The sequence below is a fragment of the Geobacter sulfurreducens PCA genome (assembly GCF_000007985.2).
Taxonomy (GTDB): Bacteria; Desulfobacterota; Desulfuromonadia; order Geobacterales; family Geobacteraceae; genus Geobacter; species Geobacter sulfurreducens.
The window spans coordinates 2,867,726-2,890,247 of the sequence record NC_002939.5 but is presented as its reverse complement, the minus strand read 5'-3'; the positions used below and the strand labels follow the sequence as shown (position 1 = coordinate 2,890,247).

Genomic DNA, 22,522 nt, shown 5'->3' with positions numbered 1-22,522 from the left:
GCCCCGGGCTGCGGTGTCCGGCCCTGCGTGCAGGCATCCTTGGCAGCTATCCAGTTCCGATTACTGAAGCAGGACGGCGCGGCCCGTCTCGGCTCTTTGACAACGCCCCACGGGCTCATCGAGACCCCGATCTTCATGCCGGTGGGAACCCAGGCCACGGTCAAGGCCATGACCCCCGAGGAGCTCGATGCCATCGGTGCGCGGATCATCCTTGCCAACACCTATCACCTCTATATCCGCCCGGGCCATGAACTGATCCGGCGGATGGGGGGGCTTCACCGCTTCATGCACTGGGACCGGCCGATCCTCACCGACAGCGGCGGGTTCCAGGTGTTCAGCCTTAACGAGCTCAGAAAGATTTCGGAGGAGGGGGTGCGGTTCCAGTCCCACCTGGACGGGTCGTACCACACCATCCGGCCCGAGGACGCCGTCGCCATTCAGGAGGCCCTGGGCAGTGACATCGCCATGTGCTTCGACGAGTGCACACCCTATCCTGCGACGCACGACTATGCCCGGCGCTCCATGGAGCTGACCACCCGCTGGGCCCGCCGCTGCAAGGATGCCCGCCGCCGCGGGGATCAGGCCCTGTTCGGCATCGTCCAGGGGGGCATGTACCGCGACCTGCGCGAGCAGAGCGCCGCAGAGCTGGTGGAAATCGGATTCGACGGGTACGCCGTGGGCGGGCTTTCAGTGGGAGAGGAGAAGGAGCATATGTACGGCGTCATGGAATGGACGGCGCCGCTGCTCCCTGTGGACCAGCCCCGTTACGTGATGGGGATCGGCACCCCGGAGGATCTGGTGGAGGCGGTCTGGCGCGGCTTCGACATGTTCGACTGCGTGATGCCCACCCGCAACGCACGCAACGGAATGCTCTTCACCTCCTTCGGCCGTCTGAACATCAAGGGGGCTGCCTACGCGGAGGATCAGGGGCCAGTGGACCCCGCATGCGGCTGTTACGTCTGCCGGAACTACAGCAGGGCCTACCTGAGGCACCTCTACCGTTCCGGCGAGATCCTGGCGTCGCGCCTCAATACGTACCACAACCTCGCCTACTACCTGGATCTGATGGCGCAGATCCGGACGGCCATCGCCGAGGAGAGGTTCGACTCCTTCCGCCGGGAGTTTTACGCCCGCCGGGAAACGCAGTAACGGTAGCAGTTTTTTCACAGTCGTTTAACAGAGGGCTCTGCCCTACACAATACACGTGGAGGTACACACAATGCTCGGAATCGCGTTTGCAATGGCGGCACCCCCGGGAGGCGCCCAGGCCGGCGGCGCCATGGGGGCTTTCCAGGCAATTCTGCCCCTGGTCTTCATGTTCGCCATCTTCTATTTCCTGTTGATCCGTCCCCAGCAGAAGAAGGCCAAGGAGCACCGGGCCCTGCTCGACTCCCTCAAGCGGGGCGACCAGGTGGTCACCGCCGGCGGCATGCACGGCAAGGTGAGCGGCATCGATGGCGATATCGTGAACCTCGAGATTGCACCTGGCGTCGTCATCAAGATCACCAAGGGATACGTCGCCAGCCTGAAGAAGGACTAAGGATCCATCGAAAGGAGCTTCGCTCATGTCCAAAGGGCTACTCTGGCGCTTCAGCCTCATTGCATTATTTATTACTCTGTCGCTTCTCTACCTGACCCCGACCCTGGTGTCGCCGCTGCCGTCCTGGTGGAAGGGACTCCTTCCCAAGGACCGGATACACCTGGGACTCGACCTGCAGGGCGGGACGCATTTGGTCATGGAGGTGGAAACCCAGAAGGCCGTTGAGGGGACCCTGGACCTCATCGCCACCGACCTGGAGGATGCGCTCTCGGCCAAGACGCTGCGGTACAAGCAGATCGCCCGTCAGGGGGGCGACCGGGTCGGCATGACTTTTTACGATCGCGGGACCGCTGACGAGGCCCAGAAGCTTCTCAAGGACAAGTACCCGACCATGACGCTCGTCCCCCCCTATGACGAGGGGGGCTTCGTGCACCTGCAGCTCCGGATGAACGAGAAGGAGGCCCAGGAGCGCAAGGACCGGGCCGTTGCCCAGGCCCTGGAAACCATCCGCAACCGGATTGACCAGTTCGGCGTTTCCGAGCCGGTCATTGCCCGCGAAGGACTCACCAACATCGTGGTCCAGCTGCCGGGCATCAGCGACCCGAAGCGGGCCATCGAGCTCATCGGCCGCACGGCCCGCCTTGAGTTCAAGCTGGTGGACGAGACGGTCAATCCGGCCATCGCCACGCCGGGAACCATTCCCGAAGACACGGAAATCCTGATGGAGAAGCGGACCGATCCCACCACCGGGGCGGTCACCGAGATTCCGCTGGCGGTGAAGAAGAAGGCAATCATTACCGGTGATCTTCTCACCGATGCCCAGATCAGGATCGATTCCCAGTTCAACCAGCCCTACGTGGCCATCGAGTTCAACTCGACCGGCGCCCGGCTCTTCGACCAAGTGACCGCCGCCAACGTGGGCAAGCGCTTCGCCATCGTCCTTGACAACACCATCTACTCGGCCCCGGTCATCCGCGAGCGGATCTCCGGCGGGAGCGCCCAGATCTCCGGCTCGTTCACCGAGAAGGAAGCGGCCGACCTGGCCATCGTGCTCCGGGCCGGTTCCCTCCCCGCCCCGGTCAAGATCATCCAGAACGTGACGGTGGGTCCGTCCCTGGGTGAAGACTCCATCAACAAGGGACTCATGGCCGGCGCCATCGGCGTCGCGCTCGTGATCCTCTTCATGGGGATCTACTACAAGCTGTCGGGGATGGTGGCCAATTTCGGGATGATTCTCAACGTCCTCTTCCTCATGGGGGCTCTGGCCGCCCTGGGGGCGACCCTCACCCTGCCCGGCATCGCCGCCATCGTACTGCTGATCGGCATGTCGGTTGACGCCAACGTTCTGATCTTCGAACGGATACGGGAGGAACTGCGCCTTGGCAAAACGCCGATTGCCGCCCTTGATTCAGGCTACGACAAGGCGTTCCTCACCATCATGGACTCCCACGTGACCACCCTTATAACCGCGGCGGTCCTCTTCCAGTTCGGCACCGGTCCGGTCAAGGGATTTGCCGTGTCGCTCAGTCTGGGGGTCATTATCAACCTCTTTACTGCCCTCGTCGGAACCAAGGCGATCTTCGATTTCGTCCTGAACCGTCTGCGGGTCAAGCGTCTGAGCGTCTAGGGGGCATCATGCAAATAATCGGCAAAACAAATTTCGATTTCATGGGCAAAAAGAAGATCACGTTCGTGATCTCTTCCATCATCGCATTGCTCGGACTGATCGGCGTCGGACAGATTGCCCTGGGAACCGCCAACATGGGGATCGATTTTTCCGGCGGCACCGCGGTCCAGCTCAACTTCAGCCAGCCGGTAGCCATCGACCAGGCCCGGCACGCCTTGGCCAAGCACGGTTTCAAGGACGCCAACCTTCAGGAGGTTTCCGGGGGCAACAAGCTTCTCGTCAAGGTCGGCAAGGCCACCCACGTTCAGGGGCCGGCAGCCGACGCCATCGAAGATGCCTTCCGGAAGGAGTTCACCGACAACCGGTTCGTGATCGAGAGCTCCACGGAGATCGGCCCGGCCATCGGCGACAAGCTCCGCAAGGACACCCTCGTGGCAGTGGTCATTTCACTGGTGGGCATTGTCATCTACATCGCCTGGCGCTTCGACTTCGCCTTCGGCGTGGGTGCCCTGGCGGCGACCCTTCACGACGTGCTGGCCATGTTTGCCGTCTTCTTCGTCATGCAGAAGGAGATCAACCTGCTCTTCATCACGGCGGTGCTCACCATTGCCGGCTACTCGCTGACCGATACGGTGGTCGTCTTCGACCGGATCAGGGAAAACCTGCACAAGAACGTCAAGGATTCCCTGACGGCAATCTGCAACTTCAGCATCAACGAGGTCCTTTCCCGGACAATCATTACCGCCCTGACCACGTTCCTGGCGACCGCCTCGCTCTTTTTCTTCGGTGGCGAGGTGATTCACGACTTCGCCTTCGCGCTGCTGGTGGGCATCATCGTCGGTGTATATTCATCCGTGTTCGTGGCGAGCCCCATTGTCGTGATCTGGGGGTCGCGGAACAAGGAAACCAAGGCCTAGGGGGAGACAGTATATGAACAAGGAAACCTTGCTTGCCGCAGTTGTGGCTCTCGTCGTGGGACTCCTGGGCGGTTACCTGGTGTTCAGCATCAGTGGGTCCAAGAACCCGGCGCCGGCCGGCGGGATGGCGGGGGGGGGAGCTCCCATGGTGAACTATGAGGAGCGGATCGCCCAGACCGTCAAAGTCGTGGCCCAGGACCCGAAGAATCTCCAGGCCTGGGTCCAGCTGGGCAATGACTACTTCGACACCAATCAGCCGCAGAAGGCCATCGAAGCCTACGGCAAGGCCCTGGAGCTCAAGCCGAACGATCCCAACATCCTTACCGACCAGGCGATCATGTACCGGGCAGTGGGCTGGTTCGACAAGGCGGTCACTAACCTGGAAGCAGCAATGAAGGTCGATCCGAAGCATGTTCAGAGTCTGTTCAACCTGGGCATCATCTACATGGAAGACCTGAAGCAGCCCGCCAAGGCTGTCGAATACTGGAAACGCTATCTCGACCTGGATCCCGCGAGCCCCAACGCCCAGCGGGTCAGGATGATGATGGAACAGGCGCAACAGGTCCAGCCCAGCTCTTCGGCACCGGGCCCCATGTTCCGCTAGGCCGCACACCTCATCCCCGCTCCGGCGGGGATTTTTTTCGCGCGGACGGTCGCGAGGAGCCATGCACGCGGGCAACGAAAAAGTCTGGACCATACGGGAGCCGGACCGGGATGTGGTGGTCCGGCTCTCCCGGGATCTCTCCCTTGATCCTCTCCTGGCCCGGCTGCTGGCCAACCGGGGGGTGACCGACGGAATCGACGGGCGGCGCTTTCTCGGTGCGACCCTGGCCGACCTCCGCGACCCGCTGCTGCTGCGCGGCATGGATGCCGCGGTGGAGCGCCTCTGCGCTGCCCTGCGCAACGGTGAGCAGGTCTGCGTGTACGGCGACTACGATGTGGACGGCGTGACCGGCACCGCCCTCCTGGTGAGTTTTTTCCGGGAGGTGGGATTTACCTGCCGCTATCATATCCCCAAACGGCTCAGCGACGGCTACGGCCTCTCCGAGGACGGCATCCGCGCCGTTGCGGAAAGGGGCGCGCGGGTGATCGTCACGGTCGATTGCGGCATCGGCTCCGTGGCAGAGGCCGATTTATGCGCCTCCCTCGGCGTTGATCTCATCATCACCGACCACCACAGCCCGGGTCCCGAGCTGCCCCGGGCCCTGGCAGTCATCAATCCCCGGCAGCCCGGCTGTTCCTATCCCTTCAAGTCCCTGGCCGGCGTCGGCGTCGCATTCAACCTCCTGATCGCCCTCCGGGGCCGGTTGCGGGAGCAGGGGTGTTTCACTGCCGGTCCCGAGCCCAATCTCCGCCAGTATCTGGACCTCGTGGCCCTGGGAACCATCGCCGATGTGGTACCCTTGGTGGAGGAGAACCGGATCTTTGTTACGTACGGGTTGAAGGAAATGTCCGCCACGAGCCGTGTGGGGGTGACTGCCCTCAAGGATGTGGCGGGAGTGGCCGGCCGGGTCGGTTGCGGCGCCGTGGGCTTCCGTCTGGCCCCGCGCCTGAATGCCGCCGGTCGCCTGGAGGATGCCTCACTCGGCGTGGAGCTGCTCCTTACCGGCGACCGGAGCAGGGCGGCCACCCTTGCGGCGGAGCTCGACCGGAGCAACGGGGAGCGGCAGGCCCTGGAGCGCTCCATCCTCGACGAGGCAACCGCCATGGTGCGGGCAAACCCTGCCATGGCCAGCAAGAGGAGCATCGTCCTCGCCTCAGACGCCTGGCATCCCGGCGTGGTGGGCATCGTGGCATCCCGGCTGGTGGACAGGTTTCATCGGCCCACCATTCTCATCGCCCTGCAGGACGGCACGGGACGCGGCTCCGGGCGAAGCGTGCCCGCGCTCCATCTGCTGGATGCCCTGTCGGCGTGCGGCGAGCACCTGGAGAAGTTCGGCGGGCACCGGCAGGCGGCGGGCCTCTCCATTGACGAGGAAACCCTCCAGGCCTTCGTGGATCGGTTTGAAGACGTCTGTGCCGGACTGCTGGGTCCCGACGACCTGAAGCCGGTGGTGGCCGCTGACGCCGAGCTTGCCGCCGACGAGGTGACCCCGGCGCTCGTGGACCTGATCGAGGCCCTGGAGCCGTTCGGCATGGGGAATCCGGAGCCGCTGTTCCTGCTGCGCGGCGCCACGATCTGTGGCCGGCGGGTCGCCGGCGGGCATCACCTGCAACTGCGGCTGGACCTGGGGGGGCGCCAGGTGGATGCCGTCGGTTTCAACCTCGCCGCCAGGGACGGTGCGCCCGGCGAGCGGGTGGACATTCTCTTTACGGCTGGCTGGAACAGCTGGAACGGCCGGCGAAAATTCCAGCTCACTCTGAAGGATCTGAAACGATCGGGAGATGACCGTGCTTCGTGAGGAACGGTTCGAACGGGCGGAGAAAGTCATTCACCTGGGATTCTGGGTCAATGCCGTCCTGATGGTCATGAAACTTGCGGCAGGGCACTTCGGCGGGTCGGAAGCGGTTTTTGCCGACGGCGTTGAGAGCGGCTGCGACTTCGTGGCGCTCCTCTTTACCATGGTGGCGCTGCGGGTGGGGCGCAAGCCCTTCGACGCCAGACACCCCTACGGCCACGGCAAGGCGGAGAACGTGGCGGCATTCGTCATCGCGCTGGTCATCGGCGGCGCCGGTATGTTCATCCTGGTGCAGTCGGTGCGCACCATCATGTCCCGCTCCTGGCAGACCCCCGATCTCATCGCGGTGGCTGCCGCCCTGCTGACCATCGTCATCAAGGAAGGGCTCTATCGCTACAGCGTCGCGGCGGGGCGAAAGCTCGACAGTCCGGCGCTCCAGGCCGTTGCCATGGACCATCGCAAGGACGCCCTTACCTCTGTCGGAACCCTGGTGGGTGTTGTCGGCGCCTATGCCGGTTTCGGCATCATGGACCCGCTTGCAGCGGGACTCACCTCTCTCTTCATTTTCAAGATCGGGTACGAGACCTTCCGTAGCGCCCTCCACGACCTCATGGACGGCCAGCCGCCCGGCGACTTCATCCGGGCGGTCACTGATCTGGCCGAGGGGGTCGAGCACGTCCATGAAATACGGGGGCGCCGGTCGGGCCAGTACATCATCATCGACCTCAAGCTCGACATGGACCCGGAGATGACGGTCAAACAATCCCACGATATCGCCACGTGTGTCAAAAAATTGATTTTCGAACGGTTCCCCAACGTGGGGGATGTCATGATCCACATCAATCCCCACGACGAGGAGCATGAGGATCTGATACGGCTTTAGCAGGGAGGCGTTCGGACGCTGATGCGTCAGGACCCCTATCACCACAAGGAGGCAGCCATGGCAGAGACCCCCAAGAGTATCGCTGATCTGAAGGAAGCATTCGCCGGTGAGTCCCAGGCGAATCGCAAGTACCTCGCCTTTGCGAAGCAGGCGGACAAGGAAGGGTTCACCCAGGTGGCGAAGCTCTTCCGCGCCGCGGCGGAGGCCGAAACCATCCATGCCCACAACCACCTGCGCGCCCTCGGCGCCATCGGCGCAACCCGTGAGAACCTGGTGGAGGCCGTTGCCGGGGAAACCCACGAGTTCAAGAACATGTATCCCCAGATGATCGCCGACGCTGAACTGGAGGGTGCCACCGAGGCCCGCCGCTCGTTCACTTTTGCCAATGCCGTGGAAAAAGTCCACGCGGCCCTTTACCAGCAGGCCCTCGACACCCTCGGCCAGTCGACGGAGGAGTTCGACTACTACGTCTGCCCCGTCTGCGGCCACACGGTGGAGCGCGAAGCGCCGGAAAAGTGCGAAGTCTGCGGGGCCAAGGGGAGCGTGTTCTTCAAGGTAGCCTAGTCACTTTGTCTCATGTCCCGCCCGGTTGATCCTCTGGGTAGCTTCGAGCAAAGACCAGCCAAGCAGGCCATCAGCGTTTTCACACGGGCTGTCCGGGAAGTGCCGGGCAGCCCGTACGTCGTAATGGCTCAATTCCGCCGGTCCCCTTCGATGCGGCAGCGCGCCTCCGGCAGATATGAGGAGTGTGAAATATTACGAGGAATCTTTTATTGGCTGGCCCTTATTTTGCATTTAAGGCTGGGTGCCATAACCATCAGGAAAAAGATTGACATTAAATTCCGCCTCATGTGAGTATCCGGTATCCATGGAACAAGTATGAATACCATCCTCTTTATTTCCGACGACTTCAGGTCCAGTGACGTTCTCACGTTTCTTCGCTCCCACTATAAAGGGCGGGTGAAGCTCGCTCCGGATTTCGACCAGGGCCTCAAGGACGTGTTCGACAACCGTCCCTCGGGCGTGTTCATCCAGAGCGAGATTTCCGGCATTTCGGGAGAGACGGTCGCCCGGCACATCAAGACGCTCCTTCGGACTGAGGCTCCACGCATCATCCTCGTTCACACCGCTCCCCTCAAGCCCCAGGGGGGGAAAAAGTGGTTCGACGATTCCCTCGACTTCAATCAATCGGCCGATGAGCTTGCCCATGCGCTCAGGGAGTGCGTGCTGGCGATCTCGCCCGGCCTCTGGGTCGATGACGCCATCGGGGAGTCTGTCGCCGCTGGCGAGGCCGTGGCCGAGCCTGCAATCGACGAGTCCGCCATAGACGCGGCACCGTCGGCCGGGGACGAGGCCGCGCAGGAGATCGACGCTGCGGAGGAGGATGCTGCTCCGGAATTCGAGTTCAACAGCTGGGACGTGCCCGCGCTGCCGACAGAGATGCACGCTCCGGTTGAGGACGAGGCGCCCGTTTGCGTTGCGGCCGCACCCGCCGTTGCCGAAGTCGTGCCCGTTGCCGTGGACGTCGTAACTCCCCCCCCGGCTGCCCCGGCCGAATCCGTTCCGGAGACGGACCCGGCCCCCGCTCCCCCCCGGACGGCGCCTTCCGTGGCCGATTTCAGTGCTCCGCCCGTGGCCGCGGAGCAGAAGCCGCGACCGGCGGTTCCTCCCTTTAGGGCAACCGGGTCCTCACCCGCCAGGGCTGGCCGGAAATCCCTCCGGATGCCCCTACTCGCGGTTCTGCTGGTGATGGCGTCGTCGGCTGCCGCCTATTTCCTGCTTCATCCGGGGAAACCGTCCCAGCCTGCGGCCGCCGTTGCGCCCTCCGCTCCGTCGGCCGCGACCCCCTCCGCGCCTCCGGCCGGCGCTCCTGCACCGACTGCCGAGCCGGACCCGGCGCACCCCGCGTCCGCGACGCACCTTCCCACGTTCATCCCCACCAAGGAGCGCGATGAGGCCTTTTCCCGCGCCAATCCCGGCTGGGAGCGCTACCGGGGCAAGGGGATGGAATTCAGGGTTTACCGGGAATCGGGCGCGGTAAAGGCCGTCCAGGTCATCGCGGCAGGGAAGGGGGGCATTGCCGAGTCCTATGTGGCCATGGTCCTGCGTGAGCTGACGGGCAGCGAGGACCGCACCGACCCGGCGCGCCGGAAAAAGGACGGCTACCTGGTCGAGAGCGCCAGGACCGCCGGTAATGGCGAGATTGTCGTGTATCGGGGCAAGGGCGGCACGATCCGGGGCATCGTCCTCTCGCTCTCCTGATGCCCGGCACCAACCCGCGGACGAAGCACGACGGTTTCGTGACGCGGGATATTCACGCATTGACGGGAGAAGGAATGTCATCATTGGCACCCAGATTGTGGGTCGGCATAGCGTTCGCAGCCGTGGCACTTCTCGGCGTGTCCGGGGGAGCGCATGCCCTTGACCGCCGGTTCGAACTTACGCCCAGCCTGCTTTCCCAGGGGGGCGAGGCTCCCGCGGCCCCCCGCAGCGAAGGGCGCCCGGCCCGTAAAAGCGAACGGGCTTCGGCAGGAGTCACCGACTACACGGTCCGTCCGGGCGACCACATTTTCAAGATCCTCATGAAGGAATACGGGTTTTCCAACCGGGAGGCCGAGACGCTCATCCCCGAGGTTCGCCGGATCAACGGCATCACCGACATCCGCCGGCTGCGGGTGGGCCAGACCATTCGCATCCCCCTGGGCACTGCCGCCGGCAGCGACGTGCGGGGCCACAGCCGTCCCGTTGCCCGGGAGGCAGCCGTTGCCTCCGTCGCCAGCGTGCCCGCGGCAAAGGATACGGGCCATCTGCTCCGGATGACCAGTTATGCCGGCGCGCGCGCGACCCACGATCTCGACGCGGCCCGCCGCCTGTGGGACGGACTCGTTGCCGCCGAGGTGAGGGATGCGCGTCCCATCAGGATCGAGGACCGGAATTTCTCCCTTTCTCTCGATCCGGAGAATTTCCCCACGTTTCCTGCCGCCGACGGCGGCCGCATCCTGGTTGACGCCGACGGCAAGATCCCGCCCCTAGTGCGGGCACTCATCGAGGAGAAGGAACCTTCGGTCAGGATCGTGTCGGAGAATCCCCGCAACCGCAGGCGCTTCCTGGCCTCGCTGCTGGAGGGGGCCGGGTTCTACTCGGTGGAGGAGAACGTCTCCCTGGAGTTCGGCGCCGATCCCAAGCTGACCGTCACAGCCGACTTCAAGGTGGAGAAAAGCCCTGACAGTCTGCTGCACAACGACGTGATCCTCCTGAACGTGGACGAGTACCGGCGCGGGGTGCCCCCCGCTCTGACCGGTTTCCTGAAGCGCGAAGGGTTTCAGATGGTGGAGCCGTTCCTGGGCCGGGGCGAATCTGCTCCTCCCGCGAGCCAGACTCTGTACCAGATCACGGCCAGTGAGCCGCGCGACATTGCCGACTCGCTCCTCAGGGCGCTCAATCTCCGTTACGACGTAGACCGTAGCGTGGAGCTCTTCGGGTCCGGCGACGGCGGTGTTACGCTGTTCGTCCGGGCCGACCGTTATTTCGAGAACGGTGGCGACCGGTTCGTGGTGAGCCACTTCGACGGAGACCCGGTGAGCTACACCCTCACCCGCTTGCTGGAGACCAGGGGCTACCGGGTGATCATGCTCGGCGACCATGACGATTTCCGCATGGTGGCGGAAAAAATCTTCGGTCGCCTGCGGATGCCGGGGTCCTTTGCCCGCTACGATCTGGTTCCCTACCGGGAGGCCCCCTACGGCATCCAGATGTCGGGCTTCCGGGTGCCCCGCTCCGGGAGTGCGACCGGGGGCTTTTTTACCAATGCGGCATTGAACCCCCTGTTCCGCGATCTGCTCGATTTCAACGGCTACTCGATCGTTTCCTACTGAACGGCGGCCGATCCCGAGGTTCTTTGCCCCCATGTCCCAGAAAAAGGTTGGCGAGATACTTATCGAGCACCGGCTGATCTCCGAGGATCAGCTCCGCGAGGCCCTGGAACTGCAGAAGGTCTTCCCCGACCAACCCGTGGGGCAACTGCTCTGCAAGCTCGGGTTCCTGAGCGAGAGTGAGCTGTCCTATATCCTGGAGCAGACCGGCAAGCGCCAGAAGCTGGGCGATATCCTCATCAGGGAGCGCCTGGTCGACGAGGAGCGCCTGAACCAGGCCCGGGTCGCCGCCAAGCGGGACGGCTCCACGCTGGAGCGTGCCCTCCGCAAGCTGCGTCTCGTCGAAGAGGAGCCTCTGGCCAAGACCATTGCCACCCAGTACGACCTCTCCTTTGTTCACATCAACACCCTGGAGATCGAGCCGGACCTCGCCCGCTGCATCAACCCCAACTATGCCCAGCGCCAGCGGATCGTCCCCATCTCCCGCATCGGCAACACCATCACTCTGGCCATGGCCTATCCCATCAAGCTTCATGAGCTGAAGGAGCTTGAGCAGAGCATCAAGTCGCGGATCATCCCGGTCATTGCCATGGAGAGCGAGATCATCCAGGCCCAGCAGCGCCTCTACAAGACCGCCGCCAGCGCCGCCCACGCCCTTACCCTCGATGAGGCCGACCTGGAGATCGCGCCGGGAAGCATCGTCGACATCCTGAGCTCCGGCGCCGGGGAGGATGAGCCGGACATCGATGACGAGGTGCGCACGATCACCGAGCGCGACAGTGTCATCGTCAAGCTCGTCAACAAGATCATCTTCGACGCCCACCAGAACCGCGCCTCGGATATCCATATCGAGCCCTATCCCGGCAAGAACGACGTGATCGTCAGGATGCGGGTCGACGGCAGCTGCAAGGTGTACCAGCGCATCCCGTTCAAGTACAAGTACGCCATCCCCTCGCGCCTCAAGATCATGGCCGAGCTGGACATCGCCGAGAAGCGCAAGCCCCAGGACGGCAAGATCAATTTCAAGAAATTCGGCCCCCTGGACCTGGAACTGCGGATCGCCACCATGCCAACGGCCGGTGGACTCGAGGACGTGGTCATCCGGCTCCTGAACACGGGCCAGGCCTATTCATTCGACAGTCTCAGCCTCACCGACCGCAATATGCGCATCTTCGGGGAATCCATCACGAAGCCCTACGGCCTTGTCCTGGTGGTGGGCCCCACCGGAAGCGGCAAGACCACCACCCTCCACGCGGCCATCGCCCGCATCAACCGACCCGAGGTGAAGATCTGGACCGCCGAGGACCCGGTGGAGATCACCCAGAAGGGGCTCCGGCAGGTTCAGGTCAACCAGCGCATCGGCCTCACCTTTGCCGCGGCACTGCGCTCGTTCCTGCGGCTCGACCCGGACGTGATCATGGTGGGCGAGATGCGGGACGAAGAGACCGCCTCCATCGCGGTGGAGGCGTCCCTCACCGGGCACCTGGTCCTGTCGACCCTGCACACCAACTCGGCCCCGGAGACGGTCACCCGCCTCCTGGAAATGGGACTCGACCCCTTCAGCTTCTCCGATTCGCTTCTCTGCGTCGTGGCCCAGCGCCTGGCCCGCCGCCTCTGCGAGGATTGCCGCGAGCTTTACCGCCCTGACCGCAAGGAGCTCTCCGAGATCATCGAGGAGTACGGCGAGGAGCAGTTCGCCGCCACGGGACTGCTGGGCAACGAGGTGGTCCTGGCCCGGCCGGTGGGGTGCACCACCTGCAACCAGAGCGGCTACCGGGGGCGCCTCGGCATTCACGAGGTGCTCGAAGGCACCGACACCATGAAGAGCCTCGTCAAGAAGAAGTCCGACACCGAGATCATCCGGCGGCAGGCCATGGCCGACGGCATGACCACCCTGCGGCAGGACGGCATCCTCAAGGTCTTCCAGGGGCTCACCGACATCCACGAAGTACGCAAGGTCTGCCTCAAGTAACGATGGTGTAAACCATAAAATGTTTGCATTTTAGCCCCCTTTGCTATACAGTACCTCCCTCCGCGGAACTGCCGCACCATATTTCTCCCCCCAGGTGACCCCCTTGAGCGCGACACGCAATCTCGACGCACTGCGGCGCGAGATCGACGCCATTGACGATGCCATCCTCGATCTGCTCAACCGCCGTGCCGGACTGGTCATGGAGGTGGGACAGGTCAAGACCGTGGAGAAGCGCGATTTTCACGTGCCGAACCGTGAACGGGAGATTTACGAGCGGCTGCTCGCCCACAACACCGGCCCCTTTCCGGCCGAGGCGGTCAAGAGCGTGTTCCGGGAGATCATCTCCGCTTCACTCGCCCTTGAGGCGCCCATGAAGGTGGCGTTCCTGGGGCCCCGGGCGACCTTCACCCACCTGGCCACCATGCAGCACTTCGGCCTGGCCGCGGAGCTGGTCGCCCAGAAATCGATCCCTGCCGTGTTCGAGGAAGTGGAGAAGGGCCGCGCTCTCTACGGTGTCGTGCCGGTCGAGAACTCCACCGAGGGGATGGTTTCCCACACCCTCGACATGTTCATGGAGAGCGACCTCAAGATCAACGCCGAGGTTCTGCTGGAAGTGTCCCACGACCTCCTCTCCCGCACCGGCCGGCTGGACGACGTGAAGAAGGTCTATTCGCATCCCCAGGCCCTTGCCCAGTGCCGCAAGTGGCTCGACGACAACCTGCCGGGTGTGCCGGTGGTGGACGTGGCGTCCACTGCCCTGGCCGCCCAGATCGTGAGCGAGGATTACGCGGCCGCGGCCATTGCCAGCGAGTTCGCCGCGGCCCAGTACGACCTGAAGGTAGTGCGCACGAGAATTGAGGACCAGGTCAACAACTTCACCCGCTTCCTCGTCATCGGCCGGAAGATGGCGGATCGGAGCGGCGACGACAAGACCTCGCTCATGTTTTCCGTCAAGGACGAGCCGGGCATCCTCTACCGGATGCTGGAGCCCTTCGCCTCCCGCGGCGTCAACCTGTCCAAGATCGAATCCCGCCCCCTCAAGAAGAAGGCGTGGGAATACATTTTTTACCTGGACCTGGCCGGCCACATCACCGATCCGGTGGTTGCCGAGGCGGTTCAGGACCTGGGACGCTACTGCCAGTTCGTGAAAATTCTCGGCTCCTATCCCAGGGCGAAATGAGCGGTTCCGTCCCCTTTATCCGGCGACTGGCCGTCATCGGCGTCGGCCTCATCGGCGGTTCCCTGGCGCGGGCCCTGCGGACGGCCGGTGCCGTGGGTGAGATCATTGGCATCGACCGGGACGAGGCCAACCTGCGGCAGGCCGCCGAGCTGGGGGTCGTCGACCGGGCCGCGGCCACGGTTGCCGAAGGGGTTGCCGGCGCCGACATGGTCTTTCTTTCCGTGCCGGTCCGCGCCATGGCGGGGGTAGTGAGGGAGATCGCCCCCCACCTGGCTGCCGGGTGCATCGTGACCGACGGCGGCAGCGTCAAGGCAGAAGTCGTGGCCGCGTGCGATCCCCTCATGCCGGCCGGCACCTGTTTCGTGGGGGGGCACCCCATTGCCGGCACCGAGCACTCGGGGGTCGGGGCGTCCTTCGCCACCCTCTACCAGGGCAAGCGCTGTATCCTGACCCCTGCCGCAACCACTGACCGCGACGCGCTCGCCACGGTGGCCCGCATGTGGGAGGCGGCCGGTTCCGAAGTGGTGCTGATGGATCCGGAGAAGCACGACCGGGTGGTTGCCGCCATCTCCCATCTCCCCCACATGGTCGCCTACGCCCTGGTGAATGCCGTGGAGGGGTACGACCGGTTCGAGGAGAGCATTCTCCGCTATTCGGCCGGCGGCTTCCGGGACTTCACCCGCATTGCCTCGTCGGACCCGGCCATGTGGCGCGACATCGCCCTCATGAACCGGGAGGGGGTTCTGGAGATGATGGATCACTTCGCCGCGTACTTCGGCCAGCTCCGGTCCCTGGTGGCCGCGGGGGACGCTGAAGGTCTCGAACGGTTCTTCCGGGATTCCAAGGAGTCCCGTGACGCCATACTCTAGCTGCAAAGGAGTGTCCGTGGTAAGCCTGAGTTCACACCCCGCCCGTGCGCTGCGCGGCGAAATCGCGGTGCCGGGGGACAAATCGATCTCCCACCGCTCCATCATGCTCGGCTCCATCGCCCGCGGCGTGACCACGGTGAGCGGCTTTCTCCGGGGCGAGGACAATATCGCCACCCTCGACGCCTTCCGGGCCATGGGGGTGCAGGTCCACGACGACGGCGAGACCCTGCGGATCGAGGGGAAAGGGCTCCACGGCCTGACCGAGGCCGAGGACGTCATCGACTGCGGCAACTCCGGCACGTCCATCCGGCTCCTGACGGGGCTCATGGCGGCCCAGCGCTTCTACACGGTCCTAACCGGCGACCGCTACCTGCGGCGCAGGCCCATGCGGCGGGTGGTGGAACCCCTTTCGCGCATGGGGGCCTGCATCCACGGCCGCGACAACGGAGAAAAGGCGCCCCTTGCCATCGTTGGCCGGCCCCTGACCGGCATCGCCTACGATTCGCCGGTGGCCAGCGCCCAGGTGAAATCGGCCCTCATGCTGGCCGGTCTCTACGCCGACGGCGCTACCCGCGTCACCGAGCCCCATCTCTCGCGGGATCACTCGGAGCGGATGTTCCGCCACTTCGGCGCCCGGTTGGAGACCGACGCCGCCGGGGTCACCGTGTACGGCGGGCACGAGCTGGACGGCCGCGACATCGTGGTGCCGGGCGACATCTCCTCGGCGGCCTTTTTCCTGGTTGCCGCCCTGATCGTCCCCGGCTCCGAGCTGCTCATCCGGGGGGTGGGCGTGAACCCGACCCGCACGGGCATCCTCGACATTCTCGCCGCCATGGGGGGCTCGGTGGAGCTGCTCGACCAGCGCGAAGTCTCCGGCGAGCCGGTGGCCGACCTGCTGGTCCGGTCATCTGCCCTCAAGGGGATCGAGATCGGAGGGGACGTGGTGCCCCGGGCCATCGACGAATTCCCGGTCATCTGCGTGGCCGCCGCCCTGGCCGAAGGAACCACCGTCATCCGCGACGCGCGTGAGCTGCGGGTCAAGGAAACGGACCGCATCGCCGCCATGGCCGCCAACCTGCGCGCGGCGGGTGCCACTATCACCGAGACGGCGGACGGCATGATCATCGAGGGGACCGGCCGGCTGAACGGCGTCACCGTGGAGAGCTTCGGCGACCACCGGATCGCCATGTCCATGCTCGTGGCGGGGCTTGCCGCCTCGGGGGCCATCACCGTAAGCGACACCGAGTGCATCGCCACCTCGTTCCCCACCTTCACCGCGCTCCTGGACAAGGTGGCGGTACGGTGAGCGCGGCGGGGCGCAGGGGGCTCATCGTCGCCATCGACGGACCGTCGGGCGCCGGGAAGAGCACCATAACCAAGCTCCTGGCGGACCGGCTCGGCTACATCCACATCGACACCGGAGCCATGTTCCGGACCGTGGCCCTGGCCGCCAGCCGCGCCGGCATTGCGCCCGACAACGACGCCTCCCTGGCCGGGCTCTGCGCCGATCTGGAGATCGCCTTTGTGAGGAATAACGGCTGCTGCCGGGTGACTGCAAACGGCGAAGACGTGACCGACGCCATCCGGACCCCGGCCATCAGCGCCCTCACCTCGGCCATCTCGGCACGCAAGGTGGTGCGCGACGTTCTGTTGCGCCTCCAGCGCCACATGGCCCGCGAAGGGGGGGTCATCCTGGAGGGGCGCGACATCGGGACCGTGGTCTTTCCGGACGCCGACGTGAAGTTTTTCCTCTCTGCGTCAGTGGAGGAACGGGGCCGCCGGCGCTACCTGGAACTGAAGGCCAAGGGGCAGGAGGTGTCCCTTGACGAGACCATCGCGGCCGTGGCCCGGCGGGACGAGCAGGACTCGGGCCGGGAGCACGCCCCCCTGCGGCGGGCTGATGACGCCGTGGACATCGATTCGACCGGACTTTCCATCGAGGAGGTCCTGGACCGCATGGAATCCATCGTGCGGGAGCGGGAACGGGCCACTCCGGGCGCGTAGTCCGGGACGGCAACAGAGCAGCTTCGGGAGCAACGCAATGGAGATCGTACTGGCAAAGCGGGCCGGCTTCTGCTTCGGCGTGAAGCGGGCAACCCAGATGGCCTTCGAGGCCGCCGAAAAGGAAGGGGAAACCTTCACCCTCGGCCCCATCATCCATTCGCCCCAGGTCGTGCAGCGCCTGGAGGGGATGGGAGTGAAGGTGCTGAGCGACCTGGAAGGGATCGGTAACGGCACCGTCATCATCCGGTCCCACGGGGTGACCTCCGCGGAACTGGAAGACGCGGTCCGCCGGCAGCTTGAGGTGGTGGACGCCACCTGTCCCTTTGTCAAGAAGGCCCAGGAGCACGTGAAGCGTCTGTCCCACGACGGCTATACCGTGGTGGTGGTGGGCGATGCCGACCACCCCGAGGTGCAGGGCATCGTATCCTACGCCGAGGGGCCGGTCCACGTGGTCGGTTCCGGCGAGGAGGCCGCCAGGCTCCCCAACATGAAGAAGGTCGGCGTTGTGGCCCAGACCACCCAATCCTTCGAAACCCTCAAGAACGTGGTGAAGGAATGCCTCCTCAAGGGGGGGGAGATCCGGGTCTTCAACACCATCTGCGACGCCACCGCCGTCCGCCAGGACGAAGCCAAGGCCCTGGCCCGGGAGGTGGACTGCATGATCGTCATCGGTGGCTTCAACAGCGCCAACACCAAGCGGCTCGCCGAGGTCTGCTCCGAACTGCAGCCGCGTACCTACCACATAGAGACGGCCCAGGAGCTGGATGCATCATGGTTTCAAGGGGTTGAGCGGGTAGGGGTCACTGCGGGCGCATCCACGCCCAAGTGGCTTATCGACGAGGTAATAGAACGGATACAAGAGTTTGACAATAAGAAAAAAGGTTGAGTTTTTCGATAGATATTGCTACGTTTACTCATCCTAATCCACGACGTGTAGGGAGGCCAGCTTTAAATGAGTGATGACAAGGACTATAACAGCCGCACCGCAATGACGATCAAACGATTCGCCGATGCGGAGGACGAGGCGGATCAGGGGGGCTCCGGCGAGTTCGCCGAGCTTTTCCAGGAGAGTATCAGGCATCACCATGTGGGGGAAGTCGTCAAGGGCAAGGTGGTGCACATCAGCAACGATTACGTGCTGGTCGATATCGGATACAAGTCCGAGGGGAGCATCCCCGTTGAAGAGTTCCTCGACGAGGCAGGCAACCTGACCGTCCAGGTGGGCGACGAAGTGAAGGCCCTGTTTGAGCGGAAGGAAAACCAGAAGGGGTACGCGGTTCTCTCCAAGCGCAAGGCCGACCGCCTCTCCGCCTGGGACTCCATCGACGCCGCCGGCGGCGAAGGCGGCATCGTCGAAGGCAAGATCACCGGCAAGGTCAAGGGGGGCCTCACCGTCGACATCGGCGTCCAGGCGTTCCTGCCTGCCTCCCAGGTTGATCTCCGCCCCGGCGGCAACCTGGACAAGTACATCGGTGTGACCGACCGCTTCAAGGTGCTCAAGCTCAACAAGAAGCGGGGCAACATCGTTCTCTCCCGTCGCGTCCTGCTGGAAGAGGAACGGGCCGGCGTCCGCACCGAGACCCTCGCCAACCTGGCCGAGGGCCAGACTCGCGAAGGCGTGGTCAAGAACATCACCGATTACGGCGCATTCGTCGATATCGGCGGCGTTGACGGCCTCCTGCACGTGACCGACATGTCGTGGGGCCGCCTGGGCCACCCCTCCGAGATGCTCAAGCCGGGCGACAAGCTCAGCGTCAAGATTCTCAAGTACGACCAGGAGAAGGGCAAGATCTCCCTGGGCCTCAAGCAGATCACTCCCGATCCCTGGCTTGCGGTGGAGCAGAAGTTTCAAGTCGGCGACCGGGTCAGCGGCCGCGTGGTCAGCATGACCGATTACGGCGCATTCGTGGCCCTCGACGAAGGGGTCGAAGGGCTGGTGCACGTCTCCGAAATGTCGTGGACCAAGCGGCTCCGCCATCCGTCCGACCTCCTCACCGTGGGCGACGAGGTGGAAACCGTGGTGCTCGGCATCGACACCGGCAACCGCCGCATCTCCCTCGGCCTCAAGCAGGCCCAGGCCAACCCCTGGACCCAGCTGGAGGAGAAATACCCCGTCGGCACCAAGCTGGAGGGGCAGATCAAGAGCATCACCGACTTCGGCGTCTTCATCGGCGTTGACGAGGGAATCGACGGCCTCGTGCACGTTTCCGACATCTCCTGGACCAAGCGGATCAAGCACCCCGGCGAGGTCTACGCCAAGGGGCAGACCGTCCAGGCCGTGGTCCTCAACGTGGACGCCGAGAACGAGCGCCTTTCCCTGGGGATCAAGCAACTCACCCCCGATCCCTGGAGCGTCATCCCCGCAACCTACCGTCCCGGCACCCGCGTGCGGGGCAAGGTAACCTCCGTGACCGACTTCGGCGTCTTCCTTGAGATCGAAGAGGGGATCGAAGGGCTGGTGCACGTCTCCGAGCTTTCCCGCGAGAAGGTCGCCTCGCCCAAGGACTTCGCCTCCGTGGGCGACGAGCTGGATGCGGTGGTTCTGAGCGTCGACGACGTGGAGAAGAAGATCGCCCTCTCCGTCAAGGCTCTCCAGGCCGCCGCCGAGAAGGCCGAGCTGGAGTCGTACATGCAGGACCGCGGTGAAGCCACCTCCAACCTGGGTGCCCTGCTCCGGGAGGGGATGCGCAAGAACGGCGACAACAACGACTAACATCCGTCCACCGGGCGGGCGCCGTCCGGTCCGCCGGGCGACGCCGGCACCGCGGCAGAGTCAATCAAGCAGCAAGGAGTATTGTGATGACAAAAAGTGAACTGGTAGAAATGCTGGCGGAGAAAAACTCGTGGCTCACCCGCAAGGACTCGGAGATGGTGGTCAACATCGTATTCGACAGTATCGCCGACGCCCTCAAGAGTGGTGAGAAGGTCGAGATCCGCGGCTTCGGAAGCTTCACCGTCCGTGAGCGCGGCGCCCGCGAGGCCCGCAACCCCAAGAGCGGCGCCATCGTCAAGATCCCCGCCAAGAAGACCCCGTTCTTCAAGACCGGTAAGGAACTCCGCGAGCGAGTAAACCACGAGAACGCCGATTAGACCCGGTACTGCCCGGATGGTGGAACTGGTAGACACAAGGGATTTAAAATCCCTCGGCAGCAATGCTGTGCCGGTTCGAGCCCGGCTCCGGGCACCACGTAACAGATGAAGCACTGAGGAAAACAAGAGGGCTATGCCGCAACGCATAGCCCTCTTTCTGCATCTTCCGCCACGGGCCGGGCAGGCGTACGGAGTGCGCCGGCTGGCGGTGGCTGGCACTCACTCTTCATCCCAGGGGAATCGAGATGAGCAAGATCGGCCGGAATGACCCGTGCCCATGCGGCAGCGGGAAGAAATACAAGCAGTGCTGTTTCCACCGGGCGACGTCCGCGGCTGCGACTCCCGATGCCGAGATGCTCTGGCGCGCCGGCAACGCCCATCTGGCCGGGGGCGCGCTCGACATGGCACTCTCCTGCTACCGTGAGGCCGTGCGGCTCAGGCCCGGCTTCGCCCAGGCCCACTACAACCTGGGGGTTGTCTTTCAGCAGAAAGGGCTGCTCGACGAGGCCGCCGCCAGCTTCCGGAGCGCCATCTCCTTCAATCGCGACTACGCCAAGGCCTACAACAACCTGGGCTATATCCTGGCCACCCAGGGGCGGCTCGACGAGTCGGCCGACTGCTTCAACCGGGCCATCGCCATCGAACCCGGCTTTGCCGCGGCCTACCACAACCTGGGTACCACCCTGCGCCACCAGGGGCGGCTCGACGAAACCCTGGCCGCCTTCCGCACGGCCCACGCCATCAATCCCCACGATCCCGTCTTCCACAGCGACCTGCTCATGATGCTGCACTACAGCGACATGGACGACGAAACCCTGTTCCGTGAGCACGTCCGCTGGGGCGAGCAGCATGCCCCGGCCGCCGCGTCCGTCCCTACCCACCAGTGCGACCGCGACCCCGGCCGGAAGCTGCGCATCGGCTACGTCTCCGGCGACTTTGGGAAACACCCCGTGGGCTACTTCCTGCTCCCCTTCCTGGAGAACCACGACCGCTCGCAGTTCGAGATCTGCTGCTACTCCGAGCGGGGCCAGCGCCAGGAGGATGACGTCACCGCCCGGATCAAGGGCCATGCCGATCTCTGGCGCAGAACCATAGGCCTGGGCGACGCCGCCGTGGCCGAGATGATCCGCGCCGACGGCATCGACATCCTCGTGGACCTGGCCGGCCACACGGCCCACAACCGGCTCAGGGTCTTCGCCCTGAAACCCGCGCCGGTGCAGGTGACCTGGCTCGGCTACCCCAACACCACCGGTCTGCGCGCCATGGACTACCGCATCACCGACGCCGTTGCCGACCCCCCCGGCAGTGCCGATGCCCTGCACACCGAGCAGCTGATCCGGCTCGAACAGGGCTTTCTCTGCTACACCCCGCCCGCCGGCGCTCCCCCCGTGGGCGAGGCGCCATGCCTCGCGGGCGCCGGGGTCACCTTCGGCTCCTTCAACAACCTGGCAAAGGTGAGCCCGCAGGTGATCGACGCCTGGAGCGCCATCCTGGGCCGCGTGCCCGGCTCGCGCCTCATGCTCAAGTTCAAGGGCTTTGCCGACGAAACCTGCCGCAGGCGAGTCAGCGACGCCTTCGGGGCCCGGGGCGTCTCACCGGACCGGCTGGAGCTCGTCTCCTTCGTGGAGAACTTCAACGACCACCTGGCGCTCTACAACCGGCTCGATCTGGCCCTGGACACCTTCCCCTACAACGGCACCGCCACCACCTGCGACGCCCTCTGGATGGGCGTGCCGGTGCTCACCTGCTGCGGCACCCGCCATGTCGCCCGGGTCGGGGCCAGCATCCTCACCAGCCTGGGCCTGCCCGAGCTCATCACCCACTCGCCGGAAGAATACATCTCCGCCGCGGCCGCCCTTGCCGCCGACCCCGCCCGGCTGGCCGCCCTGCGCCGGGATATGCGCCCCCGCCTGGCCGCCTCGCCCCTGTGCGACCCCACCGGATTCGCCCGCCGCATGGAAACGGCCCTGCGGGATATCTGGCGCCGGTGGTGCAGCGCGTAAGGCCCGTCGCCCGCCCCGCGCGATACTTCCACCCAAAAATGCGAAAGGCTGTACGGTCACGTGCCGTACAGCCTTCTCTGATTCTGTGCCTGTCCCCGCCCGAGCGGGGATCGACCGGCAGGTTGCCCTGCCTCGGTGCTACTCATGTAGGTTTTCTCCCAGCTGT

At 64.6% G+C, this 22,522-nt stretch carries 19 protein-coding genes and 1 tRNA gene; all 20 read left to right on the top strand.

The window, feature by feature from the left end:
* Positions 1–39 precede the first annotated feature (39 nt).
* The 20 genes from tgt to GS_RS13080 all read left to right on the top strand — a co-directional run bounded on the left by tgt (position 40) and on the right by GS_RS13080 (position 22,356).
* Positions 40–1,149: a tRNA guanosine(34) transglycosylase Tgt gene (tgt, locus tag GS_RS13180; protein WP_010943257.1), complete on the top strand. Its 1,110-nt coding sequence runs from the start codon at positions 40–42 to the stop codon at positions 1,147–1,149.
* A 70-nt stretch (positions 1,150–1,219) separates the two neighbouring features.
* Complete coding sequence (gene yajC, locus GS_RS13175) at positions 1,220–1,540, top strand: preprotein translocase subunit YajC (protein ID WP_010943256.1); 321 nt, start codon at positions 1,220–1,222, stop codon at positions 1,538–1,540.
* Between the two features lie 25 nt (positions 1,541–1,565).
* Entirely contained in the window at positions 1,566–3,167 is a 1,602-nt protein-coding gene (gene secD / locus GS_RS13170; RefSeq protein WP_010943255.1) for a protein translocase subunit SecD, read from the top strand.
* A gap of 8 nt (positions 3,168–3,175) precedes the next feature.
* Positions 3,176–4,084, top strand: coding sequence for a protein translocase subunit SecF (gene secF, locus GS_RS13165; protein WP_010943254.1), 909 nt, complete (start codon positions 3,176–3,178; stop codon positions 4,082–4,084).
* Between the two features lie 13 nt (positions 4,085–4,097).
* Positions 4,098–4,688 carry a tetratricopeptide repeat protein gene (locus tag GS_RS13160; protein ID WP_010943253.1) on the top strand — a complete coding sequence of 197 codons (591 nt, stop codon included), beginning with the start codon at positions 4,098–4,100 and terminating at the stop codon, positions 4,686–4,688.
* Between the two features lie 61 nt (positions 4,689–4,749).
* On the top strand, positions 4,750–6,486 hold the full coding sequence (recJ, locus tag GS_RS13155; RefSeq protein ID WP_010943252.1) for a single-stranded-DNA-specific exonuclease RecJ: 1,737 nt from the start codon (positions 4,750–4,752) through the stop codon (positions 6,484–6,486).
* Positions 6,476–7,366: a cation diffusion facilitator family transporter gene (locus GS_RS13150; protein ID WP_010943251.1), complete on the top strand. Its 891-nt coding sequence runs from the start codon at positions 6,476–6,478 to the stop codon at positions 7,364–7,366. Before recJ ends, GS_RS13150 begins: the two co-directional genes overlap by 11 nt.
* A gap of 57 nt (positions 7,367–7,423) precedes the next feature.
* Positions 7,424–7,930, top strand: a complete 507-nt coding sequence (locus GS_RS13145) for a rubrerythrin family protein (RefSeq protein ID WP_010943250.1) — start codon at positions 7,424–7,426, stop codon at positions 7,928–7,930.
* A 315-nt stretch (positions 7,931–8,245) separates the two neighbouring features.
* Positions 8,246–9,628: a hypothetical protein gene (locus GS_RS13135; protein ID WP_010943248.1), complete on the top strand. Its 1,383-nt coding sequence runs from the start codon at positions 8,246–8,248 to the stop codon at positions 9,626–9,628.
* 74 nt (positions 9,629–9,702) lie between these two features.
* Positions 9,703–11,241 carry a LysM peptidoglycan-binding domain-containing protein gene (locus GS_RS13130; protein ID WP_010943247.1) on the top strand — a complete coding sequence of 513 codons (1,539 nt, stop codon included), beginning with the start codon at positions 9,703–9,705 and terminating at the stop codon, positions 11,239–11,241.
* A gap of 31 nt (positions 11,242–11,272) precedes the next feature.
* Positions 11,273–13,210 (top strand): GspE/PulE family protein, encoded by a 1,938-nt coding sequence (locus GS_RS13125; RefSeq protein WP_010943246.1) that lies wholly within the window; start codon positions 11,273–11,275, stop codon positions 13,208–13,210.
* Positions 13,211–13,313: 103 nt separating this feature from the next.
* Positions 13,314–14,390: a prephenate dehydratase gene (gene pheA, locus GS_RS13120; RefSeq protein WP_010943245.1), complete on the top strand. Its 1,077-nt coding sequence runs from the start codon at positions 13,314–13,316 to the stop codon at positions 14,388–14,390.
* A complete protein-coding gene (locus GS_RS13115; protein WP_010943244.1) occupies positions 14,387–15,259 on the top strand; it encodes a prephenate dehydrogenase in 873 nt (290 codons plus the stop codon). The genes pheA and GS_RS13115 overlap by 4 nt, the downstream gene beginning before the upstream one ends.
* Before the next feature lie 16 nt (positions 15,260–15,275).
* Positions 15,276–16,565, top strand: coding sequence for a 3-phosphoshikimate 1-carboxyvinyltransferase (aroA, locus tag GS_RS13110; RefSeq protein WP_010943243.1), 1,290 nt, complete (start codon positions 15,276–15,278; stop codon positions 16,563–16,565).
* Positions 16,562–17,263: a (d)CMP kinase gene (cmk, locus tag GS_RS13105; protein ID WP_010943242.1), complete on the top strand. Its 702-nt coding sequence runs from the start codon at positions 16,562–16,564 to the stop codon at positions 17,261–17,263. Before aroA ends, cmk begins: the two co-directional genes overlap by 4 nt.
* Positions 17,264–17,300: 37 nt before the next feature.
* Positions 17,301–18,149 carry a 4-hydroxy-3-methylbut-2-enyl diphosphate reductase gene (gene ispH, locus GS_RS13100; RefSeq protein WP_010943241.1) on the top strand — a complete coding sequence of 283 codons (849 nt, stop codon included), beginning with the start codon at positions 17,301–17,303 and terminating at the stop codon, positions 18,147–18,149.
* 66 nt (positions 18,150–18,215) lie between these two features.
* Positions 18,216–19,976 (top strand): 30S ribosomal protein S1, encoded by a 1,761-nt coding sequence (locus GS_RS13095; RefSeq protein ID WP_010943240.1) that lies wholly within the window; start codon positions 18,216–18,218, stop codon positions 19,974–19,976.
* Positions 19,977–20,062: 86 nt separating this feature from the next.
* On the top strand, positions 20,063–20,353 hold the full coding sequence (locus tag GS_RS13090) for an integration host factor subunit beta (protein ID WP_010943239.1): 291 nt from the start codon (positions 20,063–20,065) through the stop codon (positions 20,351–20,353).
* Between the two features lie 10 nt (positions 20,354–20,363).
* Positions 20,364–20,450: transfer RNA gene (locus GS_RS13085), tRNA-Leu, on the top strand.
* A 148-nt stretch (positions 20,451–20,598) separates the two neighbouring features.
* Positions 20,599–22,356: a tetratricopeptide repeat protein gene (locus GS_RS13080; RefSeq protein ID WP_010943238.1), complete on the top strand. Its 1,758-nt coding sequence runs from the start codon at positions 20,599–20,601 to the stop codon at positions 22,354–22,356.
* The last annotated feature ends 166 nt before the right edge of the window (positions 22,357–22,522 follow it).

What these genes read in the sequence shown, in the direction of transcription:
- GS_RS13130 (WP_010943247.1), top strand. Translation starts at nt 9,703, where the DNA reads ATGTCATCATTGGCACCCAGATTGTGGGTCGGCATAGCGTTCGCAGCC.
- ispH (WP_010943241.1), top strand. Translation starts at nt 17,301, where the DNA reads ATGGAGATCGTACTGGCAAAGCGGGCCGGCTTCTGCTTCGGCGTGAAG.
- GS_RS13095 (WP_010943240.1), top strand. Translation starts at nt 18,216, where the DNA reads ATGAGTGATGACAAGGACTATAACAGCCGCACCGCAATGACGATCAAA.
- GS_RS13135 (WP_010943248.1), top strand. Translation starts at nt 8,246, where the DNA reads ATGAATACCATCCTCTTTATTTCCGACGACTTCAGGTCCAGTGACGTT.
- secD (WP_010943255.1), top strand. Translation starts at nt 1,566, where the DNA reads ATGTCCAAAGGGCTACTCTGGCGCTTCAGCCTCATTGCATTATTTATT.
- recJ (WP_010943252.1), top strand. Translation starts at nt 4,750, where the DNA reads ATGCACGCGGGCAACGAAAAAGTCTGGACCATACGGGAGCCGGACCGG.
- GS_RS13145 (WP_010943250.1), top strand. Translation starts at nt 7,424, where the DNA reads ATGGCAGAGACCCCCAAGAGTATCGCTGATCTGAAGGAAGCATTCGCC.
- yajC (WP_010943256.1), top strand. Translation starts at nt 1,220, where the DNA reads ATGCTCGGAATCGCGTTTGCAATGGCGGCACCCCCGGGAGGCGCCCAG.
- GS_RS13160 (WP_010943253.1), top strand. Translation starts at nt 4,098, where the DNA reads ATGAACAAGGAAACCTTGCTTGCCGCAGTTGTGGCTCTCGTCGTGGGA.
- GS_RS13090 (WP_010943239.1), top strand. Translation starts at nt 20,063, where the DNA reads ATGACAAAAAGTGAACTGGTAGAAATGCTGGCGGAGAAAAACTCGTGG.
- GS_RS13115 (WP_010943244.1), top strand. Translation starts at nt 14,387, where the DNA reads ATGAGCGGTTCCGTCCCCTTTATCCGGCGACTGGCCGTCATCGGCGTC.
- secF (WP_010943254.1), top strand. Translation starts at nt 3,176, where the DNA reads ATGCAAATAATCGGCAAAACAAATTTCGATTTCATGGGCAAAAAGAAG.
- GS_RS13125 (WP_010943246.1), top strand. Translation starts at nt 11,273, where the DNA reads ATGTCCCAGAAAAAGGTTGGCGAGATACTTATCGAGCACCGGCTGATC.
- GS_RS13080 (WP_010943238.1), top strand. Translation starts at nt 20,599, where the DNA reads ATGAGCAAGATCGGCCGGAATGACCCGTGCCCATGCGGCAGCGGGAAG.